Annotated in this window: 3 protein-coding genes; all 3 read right to left on the bottom strand. The window is 78.9% G+C overall.

Annotated elements, in window-relative coordinates; all coding sequences use genetic code 11:
* A partial coding sequence (locus WCS02_RS19085; RefSeq protein WP_340295867.1) for a DUF5682 family protein occupies positions 1 to 417 on the bottom strand: 417 nt, incomplete at its 3' end.
* Positions 414 to 1,553 carry an ATP-binding protein gene (locus tag WCS02_RS19080; RefSeq protein WP_340295866.1) on the bottom strand — a complete coding sequence of 380 codons (1,140 nt, stop codon included), beginning with the start codon at positions 1,551 to 1,553 and terminating at the stop codon, positions 414 to 416. The genes WCS02_RS19080 and WCS02_RS19085, both read right to left, overlap by 4 nt.
* Positions 1,550 to 3,045: DUF5691 domain-containing protein (locus tag WCS02_RS19075; protein WP_340295865.1), on the bottom strand; the 1,496-nt coding region annotated here is incomplete at its 5' end. The genes WCS02_RS19080 and WCS02_RS19075, both read right to left, overlap by 4 nt.

Below are 3,045 nucleotides of genomic sequence, written 5' to 3'. Positions count from 1 at the left end.
CCGACTTGGCTTGGCGCCAGGCGCGTCGTCGGGCACGTCGCCGCGTCGCTCGTCGGCGGGCGGCGCGGCGAGGCTCCGGCGGGTGCCGGACGGGGCCAGCGTGACGGCGGCGGGCAGGTCGCAGAACCGCACCGGGACACCGGCCGCGCGGGCCCAGCGGACGGCCTGCCACTCCGGCGAGAACTCCGCGAAGGGCCAGAACGCGGCGCGCCCGGGGTCGTCGACGGCATGGGCGAGCACGGCGACCGGCGGGACGAGGGCGGGGTCGCCCACCCGCTCCAGCAGCGGGTCGGCGTCGGCGGGGCCCTCGACGAGGACGGCCTGCGGGCGCAGCCGCTCCAGCGCGGCGACGACCGAGCGCGCCGAGCCGGGCCCGTGGTGCCGCACCCCGAGCACGTGCACGCCCGCCGTCGTCATCCCGCGGCCTCCCGGCCAGCGCGGTAGAAGTGGGCCCAGCCCTCGCGCTCGCGGACGACCGCCTCCAGGTACTCCGACCACGCGACCCGGTCGGCGACCGGGTCGCGGACGACGGCGCCGACCACCCCGGCGGCGGTGTCGGCGGCCCGGAGGACGCCGTCGCCGAAGTGCGTGGCCAGCGCGATGCCGTTGACGACGACCGAGATGGCCTCGGCCGTGGACAGGGTGCCGCTGGGCTGCTTGAGCGTGGTGCGGCCGTCCTCGGTGCGCCCGCCGCGCAGCTCGCGGAACACGGTGACCACGCGGCGGATCTCCTCGACCGCGTCGGGCACCGGCGGCAGCTCCAGCGAGGCCCCGAGCTGCTCGACGCGCTGGACGACGATCGACACCTCCTCCTCCGCGGTGGCCGGCAGCGGCAGGACCACGGTGGAGAACCGTCGGCGCAGCGCCGAGCTGAGCTCGTTGACGCCGCGGTCCCGGTCGTTGGCGGTGGCGATGACCGTGAAGCCGCGGACGGCCTGCACCTCGGTGCCGAGCTCGGGCACCGGCAGCGACTTCTCCGACAGCACGGTGATGAGGGCGTCCTGGACGTCGGAGGGGATGCGGGTGAGCTCCTCGATCCGGGCGACCTTGCCCTCGCGCATGGCGACCATGACCGGTGACGGCACGAGCGCGGCGGCGCTGGGCCCCTCGGCGATGAGGCGGGCGTAGTTCCAGCCGTAGCGCACCGCCTCCTCCGGGGTACCCGCGGTGCCCTGCACGAGCAGCGTCGAGTCGCCGGACACCGCGGCGGCCAGGTGCTCCGACACCCACGTCTTGGCCGTGCCGGGCACGCCGAGCAGGAGCAGGGCGCGGTCGGTCGCCAGGGTCGCGACGGCGACCTCGACGAGACGGCGGGGGCCGACGTACTTGGGTGTGACGACCGTGCCGTCCGGGAGGGTGCCGCCCAGCAGGTACGTGACGACCGCGCCGGGGCTGAGCCGCCACGACGGCGGGCGGAGGGCGTCGTCCTGCGCGGCGAGCGCGGCCAGCTCGGCGGCGAAGGCCTGCTCGGCGTGGGCGCGGAGCAGGTGCGCGTCGCTCTCGGGCGCCGACGGGGCGGCGTCGGCGTGCGCGGTCGGGCCGGGCTGGCTCATGCGTGGGTCTCCTCGAAGGTCTGGCGGCGGTCGGCGAGGGTGGCGGCGGCGTGCTGGAGCGCCCGGTCGTCCCCGGGGTCGAGGGCGGTGGTGAGGGGGTCCGCGCGGCTGCCCAGCAGCGCGGCGAGCTGCCCGGCCCGGGTGCGCTCGACCCAGCCGGCGTCCGCGGGCGTCCGGCGGACGGCCCCCACCACCGCGTCGACCAGGTCGGCGGGCCAGGGTCGCGGCCAGTCCCGCAGGACTGCGAGCGCGGCGTCGCGCTCGGGGACGCTGCCCCGCAACAGCACGACGGCCGCGCGGGCGCGCAGCGTCGGCGGCAGCTGCGGCACCAGCCGGGACGCCAGGCCGGGTGCGGCCCGGAGCAGCGTCGTGGCCCAGGCGCCGTCGTGCTCGCGCACAGTCGCCGCGGCCCACCCGGCGTGCAGCAGCGGCGCGCGGTCGTCCGCGACGGGCAGCCGGAGCAGCTCCTCGACCGACGGCGCCAGCGCGGGGACCCAGGTGTCCAGCGGCGCGGCAGCGACGACCTGGTGCAGCCGCTCGGCCCTGTCCCCCCGGGCGCCGGCGGCCCGGCCGGCGACGGGCTCGACGTGCCCGTCCCGCAGCGCGGCCGCGTCGAACGGCGGCTCGGGCAGCTCCACGACCAGGACCGCCTGCCCCGGCTGCGCGTCGAGCCGGACGTGCGCCCGGGCACGCGCCCGAGCCCGGTCGGCGTGGGCCGAGCGGGGCAGCCGGCACAGCAAGAGCGCCGCGGCCCGCCGGACGGGGCCGGCGCGGTCGTCGAGGCAGCGCTCGAGCAGCGGCTCGTCGGCGTCGCCCAGCCCGGCGGCCAGGACGCCGAGCAGCGCGGCGCGCTGGTCGACGGGCAGGCTGCGGAGCTCGGCCGCCAGGAGCTCGCGGGACCCGGCAGGGTCCCGACGGCGGGCGGCGCTGAGCCACGCGACCCGGGCCGCGTGGTCCCCGAAGCGCCAGACGTCGTCCGCCCCCGCCTGCGTGCTGCCCGTAGGAGTTCCGCCGGCATGGTTCCCGCCCGGAGGGACCGCAGAGACGGTCGGCGCGGGCACCGCACGCCCCTCGCCGTCACCTGCTGCGTCTGACTCCGGTGGCGTGCCGCGCGTCCGCCAGGCGGTCGCCAGCGACGCCAGCTGAGGGTCGAACCCGACGAGCCAGACGCCCCGCTCCCCCACCACCTGTCGCACCAGGTGGCGCAGGCCGGGTCGTGCCGCGGCCACCCGGAGGAGCCCCGGCAGGGCGTCGTGCGGGACGAGGAGGCCGCGGTCGCGGACGAGCTCGAGCCACTCCTCCAGCTGCTCGGCGGGACCGGCGAGCAGCCGCACGACCGTGGCCGGCGACGTCCTCGCGACCGGTGCGGTGTCGGGGCGGGCCGGCGGCACCGGTTCGGCGTCCCCGGCGGCGGGACGGCGTCCGGCGGAGCGGGCGACGTCGAGCAGGGCGGCCGCGGCGAGCAGCGACGCCGGGCCGCCGTCGTCGAGGC

The organism is Aquipuribacter hungaricus (genome assembly GCF_037860755.1).
Lineage (GTDB): Bacteria > Actinomycetota > Actinomycetes > Actinomycetales > JBBAYJ01 > Aquipuribacter > Aquipuribacter hungaricus.
The sequence above is the reverse complement of the archived record's forward strand: the minus strand, read 5'-3'. Positions and strand labels throughout refer to the sequence as shown.